This window comes from Aquimarina sediminis (genome assembly GCF_002895435.1).
Lineage (GTDB): Bacteria > Bacteroidota > Bacteroidia > Flavobacteriales > Flavobacteriaceae > Aquimarina > Aquimarina sediminis.
Window position 1 is genome coordinate 849,921 of the sequence record NZ_POYJ01000002.1, and the last position, 18,587, is coordinate 868,507.

15 protein-coding genes are annotated in these 18,587 nt (G+C 33.6%); all 15 read left to right on the top strand.

The window, feature by feature from the left end; translation table 11 throughout:
- Positions 1-15: 15 nt before the first annotated feature.
- The 15 genes from C1X07_RS08060 (at position 16) to C1X07_RS08130 (ending at position 18,540) form a co-directional block, all read left to right on the top strand.
- A complete protein-coding gene (locus C1X07_RS08060) occupies positions 16-1,335 on the top strand; it encodes a lysine N(6)-hydroxylase/L-ornithine N(5)-oxygenase family protein (protein ID WP_103069463.1) in 1,320 nt (439 codons plus the stop codon).
- Positions 1,336-1,568: 233 nt separating this feature from the next.
- Positions 1,569-3,194: a class I tRNA ligase family protein gene (locus C1X07_RS08065; RefSeq protein WP_103069464.1), complete on the top strand. Its 1,626-nt coding sequence runs from the start codon at positions 1,569-1,571 to the stop codon at positions 3,192-3,194.
- Positions 3,191-3,529: a cupin domain-containing protein gene (locus C1X07_RS08070; protein ID WP_103069465.1), complete on the top strand. Its 339-nt coding sequence runs from the start codon at positions 3,191-3,193 to the stop codon at positions 3,527-3,529. The genes C1X07_RS08065 and C1X07_RS08070 overlap by 4 nt, the downstream gene beginning before the upstream one ends.
- Positions 3,530-3,540: 11 nt before the next feature.
- On the top strand, positions 3,541-4,587 hold the full coding sequence (locus tag C1X07_RS08075; RefSeq protein WP_164914119.1) for an FAD-dependent oxidoreductase: 1,047 nt from the start codon (positions 3,541-3,543) through the stop codon (positions 4,585-4,587).
- A gap of 7 nt (positions 4,588-4,594) precedes the next feature.
- Entirely contained in the window at positions 4,595-6,067 is a 1,473-nt protein-coding gene (locus C1X07_RS08080; RefSeq protein WP_103069467.1) for a class I adenylate-forming enzyme family protein, read from the top strand.
- Positions 6,057-6,974, top strand: a complete 918-nt coding sequence (locus C1X07_RS08085) for an amidohydrolase family protein (protein WP_103069468.1) — start codon at positions 6,057-6,059, stop codon at positions 6,972-6,974. The genes C1X07_RS08080 and C1X07_RS08085 overlap by 11 nt, the downstream gene beginning before the upstream one ends.
- Positions 6,975-7,211, top strand: a complete 237-nt coding sequence (locus tag C1X07_RS08090; RefSeq protein ID WP_103069469.1) for a phosphopantetheine-binding protein — start codon at positions 6,975-6,977, stop codon at positions 7,209-7,211.
- Between the two features lie 92 nt (positions 7,212-7,303).
- Positions 7,304-7,732 (top strand): GNAT family N-acetyltransferase, encoded by a 429-nt coding sequence (locus C1X07_RS08095; RefSeq protein WP_103069470.1) that lies wholly within the window; start codon positions 7,304-7,306, stop codon positions 7,730-7,732.
- 15 nt (positions 7,733-7,747) lie between these two features.
- The gene (locus C1X07_RS08100; protein ID WP_103069471.1) at positions 7,748-9,499 is read left to right on the top strand and encodes a C45 family peptidase; all 1,752 of its coding nucleotides are present in this window, start codon (positions 7,748-7,750) and stop codon (positions 9,497-9,499) included.
- Between the two features lie 12 nt (positions 9,500-9,511).
- On the top strand, positions 9,512-11,611 hold the full coding sequence (locus C1X07_RS08105; RefSeq protein ID WP_103069472.1) for an alpha/beta fold hydrolase: 2,100 nt from the start codon (positions 9,512-9,514) through the stop codon (positions 11,609-11,611).
- Complete coding sequence (locus tag C1X07_RS08110) at positions 11,604-12,725, top strand: hypothetical protein (protein ID WP_103069473.1); 1,122 nt, start codon at positions 11,604-11,606, stop codon at positions 12,723-12,725. The genes C1X07_RS08105 and C1X07_RS08110 overlap by 8 nt, the downstream gene beginning before the upstream one ends.
- On the top strand, positions 12,709-14,928 hold the full coding sequence (locus tag C1X07_RS08115) for a GMC family oxidoreductase N-terminal domain-containing protein (protein WP_103069474.1): 2,220 nt from the start codon (positions 12,709-12,711) through the stop codon (positions 14,926-14,928). Before C1X07_RS08110 ends, C1X07_RS08115 begins: the two co-directional genes overlap by 17 nt.
- Positions 14,921-15,544, top strand: coding sequence for a class I SAM-dependent methyltransferase (locus C1X07_RS08120; protein ID WP_103069475.1), 624 nt, complete (start codon positions 14,921-14,923; stop codon positions 15,542-15,544). Before C1X07_RS08115 ends, C1X07_RS08120 begins: the two co-directional genes overlap by 8 nt.
- Positions 15,545-15,787: 243 nt before the next feature.
- Entirely contained in the window at positions 15,788-17,047 is a 1,260-nt protein-coding gene (locus tag C1X07_RS08125; protein ID WP_103069476.1) for an aminotransferase class I/II-fold pyridoxal phosphate-dependent enzyme, read from the top strand.
- A 131-nt stretch (positions 17,048-17,178) separates the two neighbouring features.
- Entirely contained in the window at positions 17,179-18,540 is a 1,362-nt protein-coding gene (locus C1X07_RS08130; protein ID WP_103069477.1) for an MATE family efflux transporter, read from the top strand.
- Positions 18,541-18,587: the final 47 nt, after the last annotated feature.

Genomic DNA, 18,587 nt, shown 5'->3' on the forward strand with positions numbered 1-18,587 from the left:
TAAAGTAATAAGAATATGAAAACTCCTTTTTATGACTTAATAGGTGTAGGAATTGGTCCTGCTAATTTAAGTTTGTCTGCGCTTTTAACTCCTGTAAAGGAGATTAAATCATTATTTCTTGACATGAAAGCATCATTTATATGGCATGAAGGAATGTTATTGAATGGCACTACCCTTCAGGTGTCTTTTCTTAAAGACTTAGTCACTCTGGTAGATCCTACAAACCCTTTTTCATTTCTTAATTTTTTGTCAGAAAATAAAAGAATTTACAGGTTTTCAATTGCGGGAATCCAAGAAATTAAAAGAAAAGAATTTGATCAATATTACAAGTGGGCAATTCGTAAGATGAATAATCTAGTTTTTAATGATAAAGTTATTAGTGTAAAATTTGTTAATGGTCATTTTATCATTGGTACAACCAATAACTCATATTATTCTAAGAACTTGGTTATTGGAACTGGTCTTGTACCTTCTGTGCCCAAGTTCGAAGCGGTTTATTTTGGTGATAATGTATTTCATAGCTCAGAATTTTTAAAGAGAAATATATCATATGAAAATAAAAAAGTAGTAATAATAGGAGGAGGACAAAGCGGAGCCGAGATCGTAAACCACCTTATTAACTTGCCCGATAAGAATGTACCTCGACGAATTGATTGGGTGTCAAAAAGATATAACTTTCTTCCAATGGATGATTCTCCATTTACAAATGAGTTATATACACCATCGTATAGCGAATATTTTTTTAAACTACATAAAGAAAACAAAAGAAGATTGATCAAGGATCAAAAACTCACCTCAGATGGTATTAGCGAAAGCTTGTTGTTGGATATTTATCAAAAATTATACGAAATTGAAGTTGTTAGTGATAAAAACAAACTATGTTATTTCCATCCATCATGTGAGCTTAATGATATCTTTAAAGAAGGTAATCGCTATAAGATAGTACTCAATCAATTGTTAAATTTAGAAAAGAATGTTATTGATGCAGATATTGTAATTCTGGCAACAGGTTATAAAGAGAAGTTACCTGATTTTATGGAATCTATAAAAGGAAGATATAAGAATGATGAGCAACTTCTAGAAACAAATGATGATTTTTCGCTTCCTTGGTATGGTCCCGATAAAAACAAAATTTATGTTCAAAACGGAGCAAGAAAAATATGGGGAGTTCCAAATCCAAATTTAAGCCTTAATGCATGGAGAGCAGCCAAAATTATTAACTCGATATTAGAAAAAGAACAGTATCGCCTGGATGGTGAAAGCTCTGTTTTTGATTGGAAAAACAAAAAAGAATTACCTAAAATAATGACTCAAAGAAAAATTGAAACTCCGTGATTTTTCTTTGAAAACATTTATCCTCTTCTTTAATGAGATAATTATAGCGTTGTTTTACCCCAAATGGTAAGTATATCTTTTAGTTCTGCTCAAAACAAGTCATTAAGAAGTAAAGAAGCTCCAGTCTCAAAACACTTTCAATAGTATGTAATAAGCATAACTAAGTATTTCAATACTCACCGAAATGATTCTATGCGATTCCATCTGACTTCTAAAATATATAATACAAACAGATGAAAAAAACTAAGAAATATTTATTAATTCCGGCGATGCCTACTCCAAATGGAAGGCTTCACCTAGGGCATATTGGAGGACCTTTTTTAAAAATGGATATTCTTGCCCGATTATTACAATGTAGAGGAGCAATCGCAAAAGTGATGTCCGCCTCAGATATTTATGAGTCATACGTATTACTCAAATCCCACCAGCTTAATAGATCCCCATATGAGGTAAGTAATCATTTTCATAATCTTATGAAAGAAGATTTGAAAGCTTTAATGATCGACTGTGAGTATATAAACCCCTTTGACGAAGCTTATAAAACACAAGTAGACAATACATATAGAAATACGATAAAAGAGCTTTGTGAACAAGGAGCTACGCATAATCGTAAAGAAAAGGTTTTTTATAGTAAGAGGACAGATCGATACATTGCAGGTGCTTGGATTCAAGGAGATTGCCTTTATTGCAAAAATCCTACAGGGAGTTATTTATGTGAGGCTTGTGGTATGCAATATAATCCAGAAGATATACTAAATGTAAAATCAACTCTAGGAGAAAATGATATTGAAGACTGTGAAGTTAATACACTTTTTTTGAGAGTTAAACGTCGCAAAGAGCTATTAGATCACATGGCGCATATGGGATCCCGCAAAGAATTTGTCGAGATAGTGAATAAGTACCTCAAAACTTATAACGGAGAGATAAGATTGACAAACCCAGGTAATTGGGGAGTGCAATGGGGAGAAGAGAAACTTGAAGGAAGCAATTACCATGTAATTTTCCCATATACAGGATTGTTTTCACTTTCTAGAGTATGTGGTCATATATATGCCAAAAACCAAAAACTTGATAAAAATCCATTTGATAAAGATTCTGATGTGATTACAATGGCAAGCTTTGGTATTGATAGTACTGTACCTTGGTTTGTTGGAGTCTTGGGATCAATGATAGAATCAGACAAATTTAAACCTTTTGATTACTTGCTTACCAATCATTTCTATAGATTAGAAGGACGCAAGTTTTCTACAAGTAGACTGCATGTTATTTGGGCAGGAGATATAATAAAAAAGACCAAGGCAACAAGTGATGCGGTTAGATTTTACTTGATTAAAAACCATCCAGAACAGTGCGAAACAAATTTTGATGTTAGAGAGTTTATTAGGTTTAACAATAACTTTTTGTTAAAAGAAGTAGATGCATATATCCAGATTCTACGTCAACCTTTATTCTCTGAATACTCTATAAAAGATATTCCAAGAGAATTGATAGAAGCGTTAATGAATGCATTGGATAAACAAAAATCATTCTTGATGCCACCTAATCAGAAATTGACAGAAGCATCACAGTTTATGCAATCTTGGTTTGGAACCTTACAAGAAGAATGGAAGCAATATCCATATTGGTCATTAAAAGCAATCTCGATGTTCTATTATCCTGTAATGCCTGAGATGAGCATTGCGATATGGAAGGAATGCGGACATAAAGATAAACCTGTATTTGATCAGTTTTTAGAAAAAAGAACTATTAATAAAAAGTTTAGACAAGAGCATTTTTTCGAATTTTTGAAATACAGTGAGTTATCACCCTGTCTCCCAAAAACAATCACTGATTCTACCTTAAAACTAAGTAAAATATGAGTACAGCAAAATTAAGCTTTCTACCTCCTACAGAAAATAAAGATGTTATGGTTGTAGAAGAATTACTTATGAATCTCGAAGAACATAATAAAGCACCTTTTAAAGTTTCTAGATGGGAAGTTTATCCAGATAAATCCAGCCCTATTGATACTCACGAGGTTAGAGAGTGTTGGTTTATTGCCAGAGGAAAAGGAGAGCTAATTCGTAATGGAGTTAATGAAGGAATAGTCTCACAAGGAGATGTGCTGTTTTTTGATTCCTATCAATCTCATTCAATTCATAATATAGGAATAGAGAATCTGTTAGTTTTTTCAACATGGTGGAATGCTAAATGATCAATAATAATATGCAAAATCTTATAATTATTGGAGGGGGCTACATTGGAGCATGGTGTGCTTATTTTGCCGCTAAATCTTACCCTGATTGGGAAATTTCTATTCTAGACAAATCTATTTTAGGAAGCGGAGCTTCTAGGTATAGTGCCGATTTGGACTTTCCAAATAATCGTACAGAGGTAACAAAAGAAATTTCAGATGAATCGCGAAGATATTTTGAAGAAATTAAATCAGAAATATCCGATTTTCCATCAATAAAAGTACGAGCATATGCAATTGGAAATTCATCTGGTTTTGATCAAAATAATTTAAGGAAGAATGCAGCAGGGACACAAGCAAAAAATACCTCTTTACAGATATCTGGGAAAAACTTTGTTCTCAAAAAAGAACAACGACTAGTTAAGCTTACAGAATGTTATCGTGCCAATGCAAAAACATCTATCCCCAAACTCATTTATAAGGCAAAACAGATTGCCGCAAATACTAGAGTAATTGAACAAGCTAAAGTAATTGATGTTGTTTATGATTCTAACACCAATATAAATAAAGTAATAGTAGAGGATAAGCGGGTTTTTTACTCAAGATTTGTAATCACGGCCGTAGGACCCTGGGCGCTAGAAAAGACATGGATAAAATATTTTAGAACAGAATGGCGTATCAAAAAGATCGTCTGTTTTTATGTTCTTTTACCTCCGGATGATAAAGATAGTGTTCTGTATTTACTTGATGACGATGCTTTTTTAATGCCAATGAAAGAAGAAAAAAAATGGCTATTGAGTATAACCAGTTATCAATGGGATTGCATTCCCGAAGAAGAGCTGAAAATCAACCCTGATGAAACCAAAAATGCACGTAGTATTTTGTCCAAATATGCTCCTGACTTAGTTCCCTATTTGGCTCCAGGGCGTGTGTTTTGTGATACGTATTCGACATCAAGAAGTCCAGAATCTTTTCTTGCCATCAATAACAATACGCATATGCTGGTAGGTGGATCCAGTGGTTCTGGGTATCGGTTGGCACCAGCAGTGGCAAAAAGAACAATAGAATCTTTAATATGATCACACAATGAAATTCAATAATAAAAATTTCTCAAAAATTGATCCCGAAAAGATAGCTTTATATGGAGTTACAGAAAATGTAGAGATTTCTTTTCAGAAACTTCTTAATGGAGTTGCCAATCTAGAGAAGATATGTAATACCTATAATGTACCCGAGAATAGTGTAATTACCATAAGTTGTAAAGGAAGATTACATCAGGCATTGTATCTTTTGTGTGGTCTTAATCTACCCTATATTATTAGTCCGCTTAATCCAGAATACAAAAAAGAAGAGCTAGAAAGAATCTTGAATCATTCAGAAAGCAAACTTGTGATATCTGATCAGGATTCATTTGAAGGGATTACCGATTGCACGCTGCTAGTAAAGGCTGATATAAACTCTTTATGTGATAAAACAGCAACAGCAAAAACAGAATTAAACATCAAAGGAGAGTTACTCATTTATACTTCAGGAACTACAGGAAATCCAAAAGGAGTGCTTCTATCGGCTTCGCAAATACTCAAAAACACCGAAGTAGCAATTAACTCTTTTGGATATAATAAAGATTGGATTTCTGCTAGTCTTCTTCCAATGTTTCACACCTTTACTCTAATAAGTGATCTGATATCCATATTACGTGTAGGAGGAAGATGCATCATCTGTCCTACATTTAATGCACTTACCTCGTTAACAATTAAAACAATTTTAAAAGAAAAAAGTATAAAATCCTTTAGTGCCGTACCCATAATTTTTCAAGCGATAAATGCACTATTCCAATTAGAGGATATGTCAAATCTCATGTTTGCTATTTCGGGAGCGGCGCCTCTTACCGAAAAAGTCAGATTGGATTTTTATAGCAAATTCCATGCTCAGATTGTACCATGCTATGGTCTAAGTGAAACTACTTGTTTTGCAACAATAAGCCCTTTACAGGAAATAAAACCAAAGGCAGTAGGCAAACCTGCTGGAATTATGATAAAAGTTGTCAATATGCAGTGTTTGAAAGAAGAATTATTACCAGGACAAGTAGGAGAGATAGTTATGAAAGGTGCCAGTGTGATCGGTTCTGGATATTTTAAAGATCAGGTGCACAGAGACAGTTATACATTGGACGGGTATTTTAGGACAGGTGATCTCGGATACTTTGACAGTGATGGCTATTTGTATATCTCAGGAAGAAAAAAGAATATGATCATAAGAGGAGGTAAAAAAATATACCTCGAAGATGTAAATCATTGTATTGAAGAGTTATCATGGGTTAATGAATGCGTAAGTATTGCCATCGTTCAAGAAAACGAAGAGGATGAAAGTATAGCTTTTATTGTAATACAACAGCCAGAAAAAAGAAGCAAACAAGATATTTTACAGCATGTGAGTGCTAAGTTAACACTACTTCACTTACCTGATCATATTGAGTTTATTGATAAAATACCAAGAACTAAGACTGGTAAACCAAGAATTCAACAATTAAAAAACATAATGTTATCCAATGGTATTTGATTGTCATGCACATATCGCCTCTTCCAAAACGCTTCCGATTTCCTTTGTTAAAGGAATGGTCAATAATCTTGTCGCATCCATGCCGAAGCAATTAGAAAAGAAACAAGAAGAATATCTTCAAAAGGTTATATATCAATTAATGAATCATGATGATGAAGGAGAGATGATGATAGAGGAAATGAACAAAGCAGAAATTTCGAAATCTGTTTTATTAATTATTGATTACGGAATTGTTTTTCCTGATGATTTCCCTGTATTGGAAGAAGTCTTTCAGCTTCATAGAAGAGTTCTAGAAAAATATCCAGATCGTTTTATCGTTTTTTCGGGAATTGACCCCAGAAGAGGAAAAAAAGGGTTGGATCTTTTCGAAAAATCAATAAAAGAATGGAGATTTAAAGGGTTAAAATTGTATCCTCCCTGTGGATTTAATCCTAGTGATCCCATTGTTTTTCCTTTTTATGAAATAGCACAAAAATATCAGATTCCTGTATTGTTACATACAGGACCCACAAGTCCTTCTTTGCCTTTTAAATATAGTGCTCCCGAGTTAATTGATGAAGCCGCATATCGGTTTCCAAAAGTAAATTTCATACTTGCTCATGCTGCATTTATGATGCATGAGCAAGCTAGTATATTGGCTGAGTACAGACCAAATATATATTTGGATGTTTCTGGATTTACAAATGCTATAAGAATGGAACGATTTAAAAGCATACTCCTGGAGCATAAAAAAAGAGGAATCTTAAATAAAGTCTTATTCGGTACCGATTGGCCCATACATCGCTTGAATGGAAATCAAAAAGACCTAGTAGAAATGTTTAGAACAAAGGCAGAAGAAGTCTTGACAAGTGAAGAGATAGAAAATATAATGTACAATAATATACATAAAATCATAAAGCCGAATTAAATGAACGATATTTTAGAATTAATAGTCGCCAAAACAAAACCTTTACGGGATATTGAATCCATAAATAAAGAAGATGAATTAGGAGCATTAGGAATAGATTCATTGAATTTTTTATTACTCATCCTTGATTTAGAAGCACATACTCAACAAAACATCTTTAAACCTGAAAATATAGCAGAGTTAAAAACTGTGGGAGATATTTTGAGTAAAATAGAACATTGTAAATCCGAAGAATAGAATAAGACGAGCCATAACAAGATTTTTTTGATATATAAAAGAATGATCATTGGGTGAGTTCTATGTGATATCTAAAACAATATAATAAACACATGAAACAAATAATTAAACTACTGAAAGAAGATGAAGAAATAATGTCTTCTTTTTTGACAATGAAAGAATTAAGACCAAATATAGAAGAAGAGAAATACCTTTCATTAATAAAAGAATTAGAAGAGATTTCGAATTATCAGTTGCTGGGGGTTCAAAAAGGAGATAGAATTGAAGCTGTAGCTGGATTTAGAATAAGTAAATCAATAGCTTGGGGCAAGTATTTGTATATCGATGATTTAGTCACTCTTCCTGGTAACAGATCAGAAGGGGCAGGGAAACTAATGCTAGACTGGTTATGTAAATATGCAAAAGAACATGATTGTAATCGGTTGGATTTGGATTCTGGAGTGCAGCGTTTTGGAGCACATAGGTTTTATCTAAGAGAACGTATGGATATTCTCTGCTATCACTTTGTTAAGACTCTCTAAACTTCTTTTTAAGCTATGTTGACAAAATCTGCGTTAAAAAGTTCAGGGTTAAAAGGATCATTTAAATCAACAAATGATATTTTTAAAGCTTTTGAAATTGATGGTTACAAAGTAGTCAAAGAGATAGAGTATCATGGGATGCGAGGTTTTATGGCTACTAGCAGGTATGCTACCAATTATGAATCCAGGCAGCCTAAGAAAACCTTTTATGTAGAAGGAAATTCCTATCAAATGGGATATTTGCTGGGACAACTCGACCCCAAGGCAGTTAGTAAAATGGCAAATGAATATGTGTATAATTTTATTCCTGCCATGATTAATCCACAAGTCGACCCTAAAAAATTTCGTGTTTTATGGAAATTGCTCTGGAAATTTATAACAGAAAAAACAAAACAATTAAATAAAAAATATCCTGAAGATATACCAGAGATGTACACTCAAGAGATCAAAGGATTGGTAGATGGAGTATCAGATACGTCTGATGAATTAGTGACTTTTGAGAATTTATGGAATTTGAACACAGCTTTTGATCTTATTTTATCAAATCTATATACGGGATATGGGGCAACAGATTTGGAAATATACATTAGAAAAAAGATGCCGTCTTTTCATACAAATATGCTGATCCCTCCAATTTTTTGTAATGGATTCTCCGTATTTGGAAATGCAACCGCTTCAAAAAAAGACCATTATTTTGGCAGAGATTTTATGTTAAGCGCCGCCGAAGTATTACAATATACTGCGACAATGATCATATATAACTCAACAGATACATGTAAGGGTAAGACTCCTATTCCTTTTGTAAGTGTATCGGCTCCGGGATTTGTTGGTTCCCTTACAGCAATGAATGCTGCTGGGATTGGGATTGGAGTAAACACTGTACCGGCTGCTAATTGCAATCGTAAAAGACCAGGTCTAAATTCAATTATGCTTGTACGTCATTGTGCCCAATTTGCAAGCTCTGCAAGAGAAGGAGTAGAGATAATTAGAGATGCTCAAAGAGGAGTCTCATGGCTATACATACTGGCAGATGGCTTCAGTGATAAAGCAGTGGTTGTCGAGGCAGGAAGAAAAGAAGATCACATAGAATTCCTAAAATATATACCAAAAAAGTACAAAAAATTACTGCCGAATAAAGAGTTTATTAAAAAAAATCAGTCAGAACCAAAACAATGTAAAGGAATCATGGAACGTTGGAATGACTATGAATATCCAGAAGAATACTTAAGGTTTAATAAAAAGTTATTTACTTATTTTAAGAAAAACTATAAGTCATCAGAGTTTTCTATAAATGGATTTATTGATAATCATTTTAAAGAAACCAACTGCCCCAACACCTACTATTTTGCACCCATTAGAAGTCCACAAAAAGAAGTACTTGTAGTCACCAATATGTATATTATTCCTGAGATGAGGTGCTGCATGATGAATACATATACAGTAAAAAAAATCAAGACCCCAAAAGGCGTAAAAACAGCTAATAATACCTATGATGATATCCAGTGGAGATACGATATGCTTAATTACCTTATTCAAAAAGAGTATGGAAAAATCAATTCTAATGTAGCAATGGATATTTTATCTTTTTTGGATCCCGAAGAAGAATTTCCTGGGTACTATATGAAAAATCCAACGAGTACAGATGGTATGACCAGAACCATAGAAGGTACAAAATCTGTTTGTGACCTTAAGAACAAAATCATAAAGAGTCAATTCGGCTATTTTATGGATGAATGGATACAATTAACATTACCTAATTATATTTAAAAAGCTTTATATATGAAAAAGAATATATTCCTCACAGGAGGGACGGGTTTTCTGGGTGGGTATCTCATTGCAGAATTGTTAAAGACAACACCGCATACAATATATTGCTTGGTACGAGAAGCTAGAAGAACTTCTGGGGCTGATCGACTTTGGCAGCGTATTGAAAAAGAAGTAGAACTGGAAAAAATAGATAGGTCTCGAATTATTCCTATTGAAGGAGATATCACAGAACATAAGTTGGGATTAGAAAAAGAATTTACAAAACGTATTGATGAATTTTGGCATTGTGCGGCAGTATTATATTTTGAGCATCATAAGAAAGAGGAAACTTTAAGGGTTAACTGGGGAGGGATGAAAAATGCACTGCAATTTGTTGTTGATCATAAAATTCAACATATCAACTTTGTTAGCACAGCTTATGTTTCAGGAAAAGAAACAGGGTTAATCAAAGAAGAGATTTACGAACATACGTCAGAGATACACAATCCATATGAGCTTTCTAAAAGAATGTGCGAAAAAGAGCTATTAGATTGGCATAAAAAATATGGCTTTACTTTTCGAATTTTAAGACCATCAATAATTATTGGTGACTCTACCAATTACGGGGTAGATTCAAACTCTGGTCTCTATGGATATCTAGCTATTTTATTAAGGCTAAAAGACAAGCTAGAACTTAAAATGCCAGAATATTTTAAGTACAATTCTCTAAAAATGCTAATTACAGAAGGAGCTTCAGCCAACCTCATCTGTGTTGACCATGTTGTTAAATTGTTAATGGCGGTTTGTGAAAAAGAGGATACCAAAAATGATGTTTTTCATTTAACTAATCCACACCCTACTCCTTTAATACGCTATATGAGTACAATTGGCGATGCTTTTGGGATTAAGTCATATGCTGTGTATGATAAGAATGAATTAGGTCCAATTGATAGATTATTATTACATGAAGAAGATATTTTTGATTCATACCTTCAGACAGTTCATTATTTTCAATGTGATAAAGCCTTTGCTATTGCAAAAATGGACAAGGATCTCCCAAAATTGGGGTACGATGTAGAGTATAAAGTAACTGTCAATGCCAAAATCAAATTCGATGAAGATAAAAAGGTACAACGAAAAAGATTACAAAGTGTAGTACACAGGTTAACTGCAAAAAAACTTAAAAAGAAAGGGAGAGAAGACCTCGTATACTATGTTGGAGGAAATGGACCTACCTTGGTTATTCTAAATGCTTATGGACAAAGTTTGTCTTTTTGGGATTGGGTGGTCAATGACCTTTTTAAAAAATACAATGTAGTCATATGGTCCATGCGAGGAACTGCTTCGCAAAAAGGAGGAGTCGAGCAAATTTTTCCAATTCAAACACATGTTGAAGACATTAAATACATTTTGGATAATGAACATATAGAAAAGTGTCATATCATGGCTTGGTGTACTGGTCCCAAAATAGCATTGCAGTTTCAGGCAGATTATCCAGAACTTGTTCATAAAATGATCTTTTTGAGCAGTTGTTTTAAAGGAATCTCAGGTTTTGAAGAATATCATACAGCCTATGAAAATGATATGCAACAAATATGTGATAGAGTAGATCAAAACCCTCATATAGCTTCTATTATTATAGAAGCATTAAAGAATATCCTGATCAAAGAAGAAGAAGTCATAGCTTTTAAAGAATTGCAGGATGATGACCAAAAAAGAGATTTGGTTCAGGATATCTTATCCCTTATAGGAGAGGATATTAAACCAATGATTATAGAACCTTTTTTAACCCCCTCCAGTGTTTTAAATTACGCAAGACAACTTCTTTTATTATGGGAAAAAGATGTGACAGACTTGTTGACTCAACTTAACATCCCGGTACTAATGGTAACAGGAAAAGAAGATAATATTTCCTCTTGCGAAATATCACGAGCGGCGGCACGACTATCCAAAAATGTAGATTGCGCAATCATTGAAGGAGGTACTCATTACTTACATTTTGATAATACAAAATTACTATTAGAAATTGTAAACAGTTACTTATGTGCACCAATGAATTTCGAATTTAAACATGGTTTGGTAAAGCTGGAAAATGAAGTAGTTTCTAAAATTGAAAATGTCATCAATGAGTAGTTATACGGTAATACAGGTGACAACCTCAAAACTTTTGAATGCTTTTATTGATTTTCCTTATCAATTATATAAGGAAGACTCTAATTGGGTACCGCCCATAAAATCTGTTTATAAAGATCTTTTTGTGCCAACAAAGAACCCCTTTTTCAAAAAAGGTGATATGCAACTATTTATGGTCGTTGAAAAAGACAAAATCATAGGAAGGGTTGCCGCTATTGATAATACAGAGCACAATGAGCTTCATAAAGAAAATATAGGTTTTTTTGGGTTTTTCGAATGTATTGATAATCAAGAGGTAGCCGATTTGCTTTTTGAAAAAGCAGCTGAATGGGTAAAAGAAAAAGGAAGATGTGCTCTTAGAGGACCTGTAAGTCCTTCGACGAACCACGAATCTGGATTTCTGGTAGAGGGGTTTGATGATACACCTCGTCTTATGATGCCATACTCCAAAGTGTATTATCCCGATTTGGTCAGACAATCTGATTTTGTAAAAGTCAAACAACTTTGGGCATATAAAATTGCCAGCAAAGATGTAGCAAACACGCCTAAAATTGAAAGAGTAGCAAGGCTCATAAAATCAAAGAACAAAGTTCAGCTTAGAGAGATTAATATGAAAAAGTTTCAGGAAGAAATTCATACAATTGTCGATATATACAATAGATGCTGGTCAGATAACTGGGGATTTGTTCCTATCTCTAAAGAAGCAGCTGTTTTGATGGCAAAAAGCATGAAACCCATTGTAGAAAAATCATTGATTCTATTTGCTGAAATTAATGATAAACCGGTTGGAATGATCGTAACATTGTATGATTATAATGAAATACTTAAAAAGATGAAAGGGAGATTATTTCCCTTTGGTATTTTCCATCTATTCAATGCCAGAAAAAAAATTACATGGTTACGCATGATGCTAATCGGGGTGATTCCAGAATATAGAGGAAAAGGACTAGATGCTCTATTGTATTACCAATCTTCCGTAAATGCCCTGAAACTAAAAAAAGAGTATTGCGAAGGAAGTTGGACTCTGGAAGATAATGATGCCATAAATAAACTGGCATCTATGATGGGAGGACAAATTTATAAAAGATATAATCTCTATGAGAAAGCTATTTAATAAAATATTAGGGAGTAAAGAAAAACTCTTACTTAAGTTTTTGCTACCGTCAAAAGAAAAACTATGGCTCTTGCACAGCTCTCTTTTTGATTTTTTTCTTCCTTATGAAGGGAAGGACCCTAAAATAAAAGAGGCAATCATTATGTCCAAAAAACAACAGTATGAATCGCTTCAAACCAATGATCAGGCAAAATGGATCATGATTATCATGTTTGATACGAAACGGTTGTTAAGATTGGGGTGGATAAAAATGTATTACAAATATGTAGAAAAGATTGAGCCTCCTCTTAGTGAGATTTATTCTTCTCGAAAAAAAATCGAGGATTTCTTTAAAGAGATTAAACAACATTCATTACTCAAAATGAGTTATGAACAAAAATTACGATTTGTCAATCTACTTACAGGATCTGAGATAAATTTTTACCGTAGAATTGGATCAGGATTAAGAGTGTATTATATCGTAAACGCGTATAAGGGAGAAGTCGGGAGACGTATTTCTAAAATTGGAGATTATAAAAAAGATGCTTTTACTCCAGACCTTGATATAGAAATCCCTCAATTTAAAACACCTCTAAAGTATGACCCAAAACGCAAAGAAATTATTGGTGATCTAGATTATGTAATAATTGGAGCAGGACCTTCAGGATGTCTGGTAGCATCAGAATTACAAAAAAGCGGAAAAAAAGTAGCGATTTTAGAACTAGGGTCTTTTTTTATTCCTGGTACATTTGATGGTAGAGCAGGCTTGCATTTTTATGAAGATAAAGGATTTAGAACAACCATGGACGGAGGTGTGTTTGTTCTTAACGGAAGTGCCGTGGGTGGAGGAGCTACAGTAAATGTAGATATGGCGTTTCAACCTTCGTTGCCAACGATAAAATCCCGTTTTGCCTTATGGCGAGATAAAGAATATATTGATGATAATTTTTGGACTCAAGAAGATTTGACAAATGCCCACTCCAAAGTATTATCAAAATTAGATACTCGATTAGTAGCTTCTGATGAAGTGAATGCACATAATAATATCCTAAAAGAAGGAGGTGAATTGCATGGGCTTACTGCATCGTATTATAGATTAAATACCTATAAACCAGGAGCTTCTCCTTATAAGCGAACAGACAAGAAAGACCCTGTAGAGTATTACCTCTTAGAACCCATGCAGGATCGATCAAATCCCTTGACGCTTATTCCTAATGCAGAGGTATTACATATTGAAATGGAAGGAGAAAAAGCAACAGGCGTCCGATTTAGAATCCGACAGCCAGAGAAATTTCCGGGAACTATTCATGATCCTTTCAAATTAGACTTACCTGTTCAGGTTCCTATTTTCATAAAATCTAAACACATTATTACCGCTGCAGGAAATCTGGGAACATCAACACTTTTAAAACGGTCCGGGTTCAGAAACAAAATGATAGGAAAAGGATTTGTAATGCATCCTTTTATGTTGGTTTTAGGTCTCTTTGAAAAGAAAATTGACAATCACCTGGGAACACAATCTTCAATTTACATTGCTGATTATCTGACTTCAAATCATAAGTCTCCAAAAGCAGATTTTCTTTTGGAGTCAGCAAGTGCGCGTCCAGAAATTGGAGCTATGCTTTTTCCAGGAAGCCCAAAGCAAGTATTAAAAATAGTAGAAAATTATAGGCATATAGGAGGGTTTGGAGTATTGCTTATAGAAGAAATGCAAAAAAAGAACAGAGTAGAAAGAAGTATAGAAGGAAAACCAGAAATCTATTATGAGCTTAGTAAAAATGATCTTTCCAGATTTAGATTTGGAGTAGCAGAAGCTGTCAAAATAATGTTTAAAGGAGGTGCAAAAAAAGTCATTATTCCAAGTTTTGAAAAGCTTTCTGGGGACCCCAATTCTGATAATGGTTTTAACATCGTAAATAGTATTGAAGAAGTAGATGAAATTGTTCAGAAGCTACAATTTAGACCTAATCAAACGATGCTTTTTGCCGCCCATATGATGTCTGGAGTTAAGCTAAGCAAGAATGCAGAATTAGGATGTATAGATCAGGAATACAAGCTTTATAATACAGAAAATGTCTATGTGGTAGATAGTAGTGTTTACCCCTCTTCTGTTGGAGCAAACCCAATGGAAACTATCTATACAACAGCACAAGTATTTGTAGATACGCATCTAAATGTAACGTCTAAAAAAGAAGAATTTTTAAACACAATAGATCATGGATGAAAAAGAATTTGTAATCTATAACACAGAACTTTTTAAAAAGATAGCTCCTAGGTATAAATGGTTAGATTTTATAGCATCAAGATGCCGGATCACATTTTGTAAATTTACAGGATCGGTCAATTCATTAAAAATATTGGATGTTGCCACTGGAACCGGTAAACAGGCTTTTGCTTTTGCCAAGAGAGGTGCAGAGGTAATGGGTGTAGACCTTTCTGAAGATATGCTTCAATTTGCCAGACAAAACAATTCTTTTAAGAATGTTGATTTTAGATTAGCAAATGGTACAAAACTACCTTTTGAAGATAAAAAATTTGATTTGACAACCATGTCTTTTGCGTTGCATTGTATGACCGAAAAAGTAAGAGAAGATACTTTGGCAGAAATGAAGAGAGTTACCAAAGATAAAGGTCGGGTTTCTTTTATAGATTATCATAAGCCTAAAAAGGGATTAGGAGTTCTTATTTACAAAGGATTGGCAAAACTTGAAACTCCTTTGTACAAAAAGTTTCTTGATACAGATTTTGATGAGACGTTACAAAAAACGGGTTTAAGAAAAGTAAGGCATAAAAAAATTTTTTTTGGGACAATGCAAATGATTAGTTGCGAATTTGATTGACTTGACCAAAAAATAATTTTATGGGCTTAAATTGTAATTAGAATTTGTAGTAAATACTTGCTGATTATTATGTTAATATTGATAAATTAGTACTTTGATAATGCTGTAATACAGCTACTTGAAGAGTGATTTTTTTCATTGTTTTTTTGAGTAACGTATGATTTTAAAGAAAATAAAGGTTTTTAAAACATTACTTTTTACACAATAGATACTACCATATAACCTCTTAAATTAAACACGTAAATGAAAGATATTTTTCACAAAATAAGAAAGAATAAAGGACCGCTAGGGAATTGGGCAAAACAAGCAGAAGGATACTTTGTTTTTCCAAAATTAGAAGGAGAGCTCTCTAGTAAAATGAAATTCAATGGAAAAGATGTAATTACTTGGAGTATTAATGATTATTTGGGACTCGCTAATCACCCCGAAATTAGAAAAACAGATAATGAAGCTGTCGCAGAATATGGATTAGCCTATCCTATGGGAGCTAGGATGATGTCTGGGCATACCGTATTACATGAAGAACTTGAGGAGAAACTTGCCGCTTTTGAAGGCAAGGAAGCCGCATATCTTTTAAATTTTGGATACCAAGGAATGGTCTCGGGAATTGACACATTAGTCAACAGAAAAGATATTATCGTATATGATGCAGAATCTCACGCTTGTATCATTGATGGGGTTCGATTACATCATGGAAAAAGATTTACATTTAAACATAATGATATAGAAAGTCTGAGGCTAAACCTGAGTAGAGCTACTAGAATTGCTGAAGAAACAGGAGGAGGAATTTTGGTTATCTCTGAAGGCGTTTTTGGTATGAGTGGGGTTCAGGGAAAACTAAAAGAAATTGTAGCTCTGAAGAAAGAGTTTGAGTTTCGTCTTTTGGTAGATGATGCCCATGGGTTTGGGGTTTTGGGTAAAACCGGAGCAGGAGCCTCTGAAGAGCAAGGAGTAATGGATGGAGTCGATGTTTATTTTGCTGCTTTTGCCAAATCTATGGCAGGGATTGGAGGTTTTTTTGCAGGAGACAAGGATGTTATTGATTACATGAAATATAACATGAGATCACAAATGTTTGCCAAATCGTTACCAATGGCAATGGTAAAAGGTGCTTTGAAAAGATTAGATATGATCATGACAATGCCCGAATTAAAAAGTAGGCTTTGGCAACGTACGTTAGCCTTGCAAAATGGACTTAAAGTAAAAGGATTTGATATAGGAAAAACGAATTCGTGCGTTACCCCTGTGTTTTTGAAAGGTAGCATCCCAGAAGCGATGCGGTTAGTGTATGATTTAAGAGAAAATCATCATATTTTTTGTTCTATAGTAGTGTATCCTGTTATTCCTAAAGGACTTATTTTGCTTCGATTGATTCCAACAGCCGCTCATACGGAAAGCGATATAGAAAATACAATTAATGCGTTTTCAATCATTAGAGAAAATCTAAAACAAGGAGCTTATAAGGAAAAACAATTGGATGAAATGAAAAAAATTGCCTTGTAGCCATTTATAGCCGCTACCCAAATATCAATGTTTAATATCTAATACTTATTTCACTAGGAATTCTATTTCGGTAAATGCATAGTGCCAATAGTATAATTAAGCCTTTTCCAACTTAAACTTGTCAAGAATTAATGAATCAGATTTTATTAGTATTTAGAAATGAAGAAAATCAAAAACTTCTAAAAAAAATGTTTTTGAATTCTTTGCCTTTAGCTTTTGCAGGTTTGTTATCTGTATTAATAGGTTTTATCGATGCGTTTTATTTATCTAACTACTCTTTGGATGCTTTTAAAGCTTTGTCTCTTGTTATTCCAATACTGGGAATTGTAGGTAGTATAGGGATAGCAATAGGAGCAGCTCTGATAAATTCTATTGCAAACTATGAGCGCGCAGGGAAAAAGGATGTTGTCTATTTTTCGACACTTTTTCTTACAATTTTTTGTTATGTCGTGATTGCTTTGGGAGCATTTTTATTCCACGATAGTTTTTCTGGATTTAATGACCTTAACCTAGACTCTAATCAAACGATTCAAGAGTATTTTACCGAGTATTGGTTTGCTATTATTCCACTCTACTTGTTGGTTTTGATCATAAATATCATCACGCAATATCTTTCTTATAGAGATAATAATCGAGAGATTATTAATGTTTTACTAATAGTAGTATTTCTAAATGTCATTTTGAACCCTCTACTTATCTTTTATTTTGATTTAGGAGTACGTGGAGCTGCCTGGGCATCTATATTGTCATTGTTTTTTGGGATTGTCTTTTTTTCTATGAGAGACAATAGGCTAGTTAAGCTAGGAAGGTTGCTATCTAGTTCCTTCACTTATGCAAAGCAAATGGGGGTTGTTATAAAGGCACAATTTAAAGTTGCCTTTTCGGTATTTTTGGCAATAGCCATATTTGCAATCGGAAGTATTTTCTTTAATCAATTGGCAATAAAACAAGGGAGTGAATTTTTGGCTCTAATTGGACTAATAGAACAATTAAAATTAATGATGATTTTTCCTACTCGTGGAGTTACAGGATCTTTTTTAATTATGTTTGAAAAGTCTATTGCAGAAAAAGAAACTCAAAAGTATTGGAAGATATATTGGTCTGCGACTTTAATTATCGGTTTGATATGTCTTATTGAAGGCGTTTTGATATTTGTTTTTTCTGATTCATTGTTAAATCTTTTTAATATCGAATCAGATAGTTCCAGAGATATGATAGCAATTTTATTAACTTCACTATATCTCTATTTTCTTGTCAATATACTTCCGAGAGCCAGTCAGGTAGGGTTTATTACTTTAGGAAAAAGCTACTTACTTTTTTTGCAAAGTCTTTTTTCGATTCTTCTGGGATATCTATTTACCTATTTTCTGGTCGAATATTTTGGAAAAAAATGGTTTGTAGATGGTCAAACAATAGGAGTTCTGGTAGCTACAACGGTTTTTCTTATTCTATTCAGGAATATGCTTAATCAAAGAATACACCGCGACACATGAGTAGATTAACTTTTAGTATGAGGTAGGTATAAATAGGTGGTAAACTT